The following is a 7,763-nucleotide window of genomic DNA, read 5'->3' as shown; positions in this document are numbered from 1 at the left end:
TCAATTAGCCTTGCTCAATCTTCAGTTGATGATGAACGGTTGCTCGCCTCATTAATCGAACGAGGTGTGATATGTGAAGGGCTGACATCAGAACAGCAACAACAAGCACTTGCCCTTTATCTACAAAGAAAACACCACAAAGAAAAGTCTCTCAATTCGACAACTCATCAAGAAGAAGCATGTATTTCTCCGCCGAAGAGCGACTAAATCGCCCGTTCAATCTTCACTGAATAACACTCAGAAAACTTGCCTAGATAAGAATATACCAGCCACTCATTGCGTCCATGAATTCTATTTTATGGCGATGAAAGCCATTTATTCTCTATAGCGCTCAGTCGTATGGAAATCAGTTCAGTGAAATTGTTAATACCATAAATACAGAAAGAAAAATAAGGAAAGCAGATGAAACACATAAGGAAAACCTTGCTTGCGTCAGCAATGGTAACACTATTTAACGTCAGTGCTTATGCGCACACCCCGATTGATTTAGGGGTAGTCAATGAAGATAAACTCATTGAAATGTTAGTGCGTAACGGTGTTGTGGATGGCAATGCTACCGATGCAATCAAGCGCGATGCCTTGGATCGTTATTTAGAGCAGAAAATCAAATCGGGCTTCCACGGCGATGCGCAATTTGGTAAGCAAGCTCTTGAGCAACGCGCACGGGTATTAAAAACCATTGAAAAACAAAAAGGCCACCAAAAAGCCAGCGTTTTTGCTCTCGATATCAGCACCAAACGCACCGATAAGGTATTAGCGCTTTTAATTGATTTTCCCGATTTACCTTGGAACGATAACCGCCTGACCAAAGAGCATACTGAAATGCTCTATGCCAGCTACAATCCACCTCACTATCAAGATCTGCTTTTTTCCGATGCGGGCTATGCAGGCCCTAATGGAGAAAATTTCATCTCGATGCGTCAGTATTATGAAAGCGAGTCTGGGCAAAGCTACAGTGTGGCCGGGCAAGCCGCAGGTTGGTATCGCGCGTCTAAAAACGCCGCGTTTTACGGGGGCAACTCGGCAACAACAGACAAAGATATGAATGCGCAAGAGTTGGTACGCGAAGCACTGAACCAACTGGCGCAAGACCCTAGTATTAATCTGGCCGATTACGATATTGAAGATCGTTACGATTACAATGGTAATGGCAACTTCCGCGAACCGGACGGCGTAATCGATCACTTGATGGTGTTCCATGCATCCGTTGGTGAAGAAGCTGGCGGCGGTGTGCTTGGACCTGACGCCATATGGTCCCACCGTTATAATCTCGGCCAACCTTATGTCCTTCAAGGCACAAAAAGTACGCTTCCAGATCGCTTTAACGGCCAATATGCCGCCTTTGATTACACCATGCAACCGATTGATGCGGCCGCTGGGGTTTGCGCACACGAGTATGGCCACGATTTAGGTTTGCCTGACGAATACGATACCCAATACACAGGTAAAGGTGAGCCAGTTTCCTATTGGTCCATCATGTCTTCTGGCAGTTGGGCCGGAAAAATTGGCGGAACACAACCGACGGCATTCAGCTCTTGGTCTAAACAGTTCTTACAAAAAGCGGTCGGTGGTCGTTGGATCAATGACGATCAAATTTCGATTGCAGAGTTAGAGAAAAATCCTCGCGTATTTACCCTATTCCAAACCACTGACAATGCTCGACCAAATATGGTGAAGATTGATTTACCACTGAAGCGTGTTGATGGGGTGAAGCCTTATCAAGGTTCGTCCGCTTTTTATTCAAACCGAGGCGATGATCTGAAAAATAGCATGTCTCGTAAGCTTTCTATCCCTGCAGGTGAACAAGCTACGCTGAATTTTAAAGCATGGTATCAGATTGAAAAAGACTACGACTTTGCACGCGTACTGATCAATGGTAAAGCGATTGCAGGTAACATCACCACCATGGATGACCCGTACAATACAGGGCTTGTACCTGCTATTGCTGGTCAGTCGGATGGCTGGGTCGATGCGATATTTGACGTCTCCCAGTGGGCAGGCCAAGAAGTGACACTCAGCTTTGACTATGTCACTGATGGCGGCTTAGCCATGGAAGGTCTTTACCTTGATAACCTACAGTTAGAGGTCGACGGGCAGCAAACCCTTATTGATGATGCCGAAGGAACATCCACCTTCGCCTTTAAAGGTTACACCACCAACAATGGCTTCCATGAAGCGCCACACTATTATTTACTGCAATGGCGTAGCCACAATGACGTAGACCAAGGCTTAGCCAATATCAAACGCATGGGCCAGTTGATGACTTTCGAACCCGGCCTACTGGTTTGGTATGTGGATGAATCTTACACGGATAACTGGGTAGGTAACCACCCAGGTGAAGGTTGGTTAGGTGTCGTCGATGCGGATCAAAACGCATTGGTTTGGTCAAAAACTGGTGAGGCCGCACAAACGCGCTTCCAAGTGCGAGATGCAACCTTCTCATTGCAAGATCAAACACCTCTACGCTTAGTCGCTGCCGATGGTGATGTGCTCGAAGACACAAGCTTAATCGGTAATGGTAATTTCTCTGATGGCGCGGATTACAGCTCACCATTAGTACCAGATGCTGGGCGTAAGTTAACGGAATTTGGCTTGATGATCGACATCCTCAACCAAAGCCAAGACAATGAGTACGGCGTAATTCGCTTATCAAAAGTCAGCGAACAAAACCAAGCTCCTGTCGCCAACTTTGAGCTTAAAACCGACAGTTTATCCGTCAGCGCTTTCAACTACAGCTATGATGAAGATGGCGAGCTAGTCAGTTACGCATGGGATTTTGGTAACGGCCAAATGAGCAGTGAAATGGCGCCAAGCTGGAGCTACACCAAAGCAGGGCAATACACCGTAAGCCTAACCGTAACGGATGATAAAGGCGCAATCAACACCACAACGCGCACAATACAGGTTGAAGTGCCTAACGCATTACCGCAAGCCAGTGCTAAATATATCCACCTTGGACGCTGGGTAACGATGTGGTCAACCAGCAGCGATAGCGATGGGCGTATTGTCGATACGGAATGGACCCTGCCGAATGGAAAAATAAAACGTGGCAAACTCTTCACCGCCATTTTCCCAAGCTCTGGAAAACATGAAGTGAAAATTAAAGTGATGGATGACAAAGGTGCAACAGTGACTAACACCATTGTGGTTAATTTGTAACCACCTATTCTATTTTCTCTTAGAGAACTTGAGCGCGGCTTCGGTCGCGCTCTTCTTTATTGGATAAACAGAATTAAAGCGATTGATCACGTAACCTTTCCAACGCCTCGACGCGTTTGAGTTGTTTGACCTCAAACGTTTGGGTACGCAGTTGCGTAATTTGCTGATTTTTTTCATCTTGGCTCAAGCGTGTATTTTCAAGCACCGCCGAACGCTGTTGTAGATAGTTTTCGAGATGCTGAGAAAACTGCTCTCGCTGCTCACTAAGCTGCGTTAACCGCTGTGCTCCTTGTTCGCCAACCAACTCGTTCCAAGCTAAGTATTGCTCTTGCGTGGACAAATGGCGACTCGCGTTGAGTGCTGGCAGTAGTTGTACATTGCGTTCACTGCGCTGAATGTATTCTGGCTGCTGTGCTAATAACGTTTGCCACTGCTGCTGCTCATCATATGAATCTACTGCTTGAGATTTAATGCGCAGCTTTTCTAATGCTAAATTTCGCAACGCATTCTCTTCACCAAACAGCATACTTTGCTGATCAACGTTAAAAAATTGACTTTGTATTTTCAGTAACTGCTGATTGATCTCAGCTAAGGTAGCAAGATCGAGATTGGCGATGGAAGCATTAGCCTCTAACTCAGCTAATGCTTGTTTGTATTGGATAAACTGTTCAAAAAGCATTGGATCGATCACCACGCCCTCATCTTGCTCAGCATGCTGGGCAATGCGCTGCTTAACCTCAGGCAATGAGCTCTCTCCTAATGTAGAGATAAAATAGTGAATTAAATCAAGACTCGATGCACTGTCTATCTGCGTATCTTGTTGAGATGACGTTTGTAACGCGCTCTGTGGTGATACTGGCTTTTGTAGAAAAAGCACCGCACCGATGCTCCCCAAGATGATCACGATAAAACCAAATAGTGCGGGCTTTTTCATAGCCAATCCTTATAAAGTTTGATGTTTCAAAACTTGAAGTTATAAACCTCGAAACTATAGACCTCGAAGTTATAAACCTTGAAGCTTCAATCGATTAGCGTGCTGGCGATACAAGGTAACGGGGTCAGTTTCAAAAAGGTGGTGTATCCCAAGCAAGCCGTTGATTTCATCTAAGTGGTTCATTTGGTAATCATCGCGGATCACCTTACCCAAGTGAGTACTACATACGCCGACTAAACCATCATTAGGGCCATTAAAGGCAAGTCCAGTCAACATCATCGCAGCATCAGTTGGGTCAAGGAGGTTGGTAAAGGTCGCAGATCCTGTCCACGAATAGTAATAAACACCATTGTCAGCCAGTAATTCACCATCACCACATTCACTGCTTGGAACGCCTTCTGGGTAGTGTTGATTAAACGCTAGCGAACCTTGGGTAGTTAAAGCTTCTAAGGAAGCTAAAGGATCTTGATCTAGGTTACTTCCCCCAGAAAGAAGGCCAACCAAACCCGCCAATCCTTGCGCCATTTTGACGGCAATCGCTTCAGAAATGGAGCCCTCTTTAATGTGCCCACGCACTAAATCTGCCACAATTGAGCCTTTATTCACGCCACCAATGCTAGTCACAGACGCCATAAGATCGGGCCGAACTGATGCAACATAGCGAGCCGTTGGCCCGCCATGACTATGGCCAATCAGGTTAACTTTTTGAGCGCCCGTGGCAGCTAAAAGTGACTCCACTTGTTGCAATAGTTGTTCACCTCTCAGCTCTGAGCTGTTGGTTGCTGAGACTTGAGCCACGTAGACCTTTGCGCCATCTTTCGTCAGTGATTGCGGAATGCCGTAGAAATAATCGACTCCGGCCAGTGTATCAAAACCAAATAAGCCATGAACTAACACAATAGGGTACTGGGTTTGGGTATAGCCTGTCTTACTTAACGCCACCGTGCTGGTTGCCGCCAGCGCCGTGGTACTCAGCAGACAAAAAGCAGCAATAATAATCGTTCTTTTCAAAGTAAATTCCTTCTTATTGTAGTGCCTGGTTTAGGCGCGGCATACATCTAGCCTACCGTTACCACACCAGAGATTAGACCTCTGAGGAGCACCCTAACTGTAGAAGAAAAGCACTTTATTTCATGTCATCTTGCCAGCTTCGTGAATGAATCGAAAAAAACAACAGATAAAATTAACATTACATTAACAAAAAGAGCACTCACGTTTTAGCTAATTAAGCCAAAAGCATGAGCGCTCTTTACTACTCAATCATGAACTGATTGCGCTATTTTATAATAAATTGAATACCATCGGCTAACCAACCTTCAGACCAAACCTTGACTTGTCGAATGGCCGATCCGGCTGGCAACTCAAACACTTCATCGTGTGTGCTTATTGCAGAGCCTTTTGACCCCACCACTTTGGTTGAACCATCATCAAGCTTAAAAGCCATACGGAGTAAATGGTTACCACCGTACTTGAACTCACCGGAAGTCACGGTTATTTGCGTAACACGTTTCAGATCAATTTCAGTCAAACTACCACTTTCACCACCTTGCGTCGCATTGGCTTGCGTACCAATCGCATCGATCGCAGCGCCATGACGAATATAGAGTATTCCTGCTTGGCCAACATCTTGCAACGCCAGTGAACCCGACGTAAACCCAAATACGACCGATTCATTATCTGACTTGAATACATTGCTATAAGCAGTAATGGTGCGCACACTCACTTGATCATTGTCATCAGCATACAAGCCTAATTCTCCACTTGTTTTGTCATGACCAAGCAGCTCATGAGAGAAAACATTACTCAGCTTATCGCTGTTTTCTACCCATTCCCAACGCTGACTTAAACTCGAACTACAGGTTTGTAATTGACCCAGTGATTGTCCATCCAAACATTGATGGATGTCGTTTGCACTCACATAGCGACCTAACTGATCATAAATAAACGATTGTGAGTTTTTGGTTTCATCACAGCTTGAGGCAGAGAGTACGCCATTATCAGCCACATCAACGCAACGATTATTAAAGCTGCCTAATTGCAAATTCACTGGACGACCGCCCGTGAATACTGGGTGCTCCCAATCCACTGTAAAACTGGCACTTTTGCTCACTCTGCGACGCGTCGTATTTTCAAAACCATGGTAGGACTGATGCCCACCTACAACATAATAATGCTTATAAGCACCGTTATAAATAGGACGGATATTGACCGAAGAGTCAATGGTGAACTCCGTTGTCCCCGTCGCATTGGGAGCGGCTTTATAGATCACATCCATTTTTGGTACAAAGCTTGCATAACCAATCGGGTTAATGCGGTTGGTATCCACAGGGTAAGTATTGACCCATATTGCATCCGTAGAGCGATTCATCATCGATTCGGCGGTCGCATATTGGCTACGATTCCATTTGAAGCTGACGTTTTGCGCGTTATTAGTGCTACGTTCAACACGGTAATCATGCGTTTTAAAGGTTAACCAACGACTTTGGTTGTAGCTAGCATTAGCTTCTAACTTTCCTTTAGGCCCATCAGCACTAACCTCGACACCACCACTCACCCCTAGCTGGAAGCCGGATACCTCTTTTACCTCATATTCGGCATTGAGATTTTCTCTCGGGAACGTTTTTAAGATCTGCGCTTTGTTGTTCGAAGAGTTAAATACAAATTGATAGTCTTGAGCGATGGCATCAGTCGACCAATCTCGGAAATAAGCATCTAATGTCAGGTAATCAGCACCCGATTGACGATAATCAAGACGGTCATTGAGATGGATCCCCGCCCCCGTTGTATCATCATCTAAGCTGATGCGAACAATTTTCGCGTCCGGTGTCGCAGAGCCAATGGTGCCATATTGCAATGAACGCTCTAGGTTAACTCTATAAATCAACGAGATATTAGGGTTATCGCAAAATACTCGCGTGCCTCGATCCCAAAGATGTGAGTTATTAAACGTACATTCATTATCAGTAATAGGCCGATTAACATTCAAATAAAACGCAACGTGTGGCAGAGAATTTGTCTCCGAAACACTACTTGACAGCGCGTTGGCCGTACTGCGACGCTGGCGAGAATGAGTCATTTTAGCGGCTTCCAACAAACGAATGTTGGGATCATTCTCATCATCTAGTGGTGTGAACAGTAATTCTCCCTTGTGTTCACTGATGATCAAAAAGTCACTGGCAAACGCTAACCCTAGTTTTTTCCTGAAGCGTGTTTTCGCTTCAGCCTTTTGCGATTCATCTTCAATCATACTGAAATCGACAAAATAGCGCAGATCCTGATTCAATACATCGTCACGGATCTGAGCTAGTGCTGGTGGCTCAACCTCTTCTTGTAGCCAGTAGCTTGCATTGAGGTAGTTGATTTGGCTGTCATCCTGAAGCTCACTGAACATTTCAATGGCCAAACCTTGCGGCTGATACACATCAGCTTGAGCGGTGTTCCATACCAAGACTGACATAATGGCAATAGCGCTGAGTGCTTTTCTTCTGTTTATTAGCATATAAACCTCTAAGCATTTTTATTGTTATCACGGTATTTAAAAGAAAATAAATACCCATTTTTTATTTTTTCAGGCCACAAAAGAAAAGGACATTAGTTTTTTGGCACTTTTGTGGTGAATTATTAATAGTTCTAAAAATAAAGAACACAAAGAGAAAATATCTTTAATGTG

General features: G+C 44.8%; 5 protein-coding genes. 2 read left to right on the top strand and 3 right to left on the bottom strand.

The genetic code is table 11. From position 1 onward, the window contains the following. Together AACT21_RS03840 and AACT21_RS03835 are read left to right on the top strand one after the other, a co-directional pair. On the top strand, positions 1-207 hold a 207-nt coding region (locus AACT21_RS03840; RefSeq protein ID WP_254917163.1), incomplete at its 5' end, for a hypothetical protein. Between the two features lie 195 nt (positions 208-402). Then, positions 403-3,159 (top strand): immune inhibitor A domain-containing protein, encoded by a 2,757-nt coding sequence (locus AACT21_RS03835; protein ID WP_094163616.1) that lies wholly within the window; start codon positions 403-405, stop codon positions 3,157-3,159. Positions 3,160-3,232: 73 nt separating this feature from the next. Here the strand turns inward: AACT21_RS03835 and AACT21_RS03830 are convergent, their stop codons facing one another. The 3 genes from AACT21_RS03830 to AACT21_RS03820 all read right to left on the bottom strand — a co-directional run bounded on the left by AACT21_RS03830 (position 3,233) and on the right by AACT21_RS03820 (position 7,592). Beyond that, positions 3,233-4,093, bottom strand: coding sequence for a lipase secretion chaperone (locus AACT21_RS03830; protein ID WP_094163614.1), 861 nt, complete (start codon positions 4,091-4,093; stop codon positions 3,233-3,235). A gap of 69 nt (positions 4,094-4,162) precedes the next feature. Continuing rightward, positions 4,163-5,104: an esterase/lipase family protein gene (locus tag AACT21_RS03825; protein ID WP_094163612.1), complete on the bottom strand. Its 942-nt coding sequence runs from the start codon at positions 5,102-5,104 to the stop codon at positions 4,163-4,165. Positions 5,105-5,369: 265 nt separating this feature from the next. Further along, entirely contained in the window at positions 5,370-7,592 is a 2,223-nt protein-coding gene (locus AACT21_RS03820; RefSeq protein WP_094163610.1) for a leukocidin family pore-forming toxin, read from the bottom strand. Positions 7,593-7,763: the final 171 nt, after the last annotated feature.

It is taken from the genome of Vibrio sp. V08_P9A1T1, assembly GCF_963874405.1.
GTDB lineage: Bacteria > Pseudomonadota > Gammaproteobacteria > Enterobacterales > Vibrionaceae > Vibrio > Vibrio anguillarum.
The sequence above is the reverse complement of the archived record's forward strand: the minus strand, read 5'-3'. Positions and strand labels throughout refer to the sequence as shown.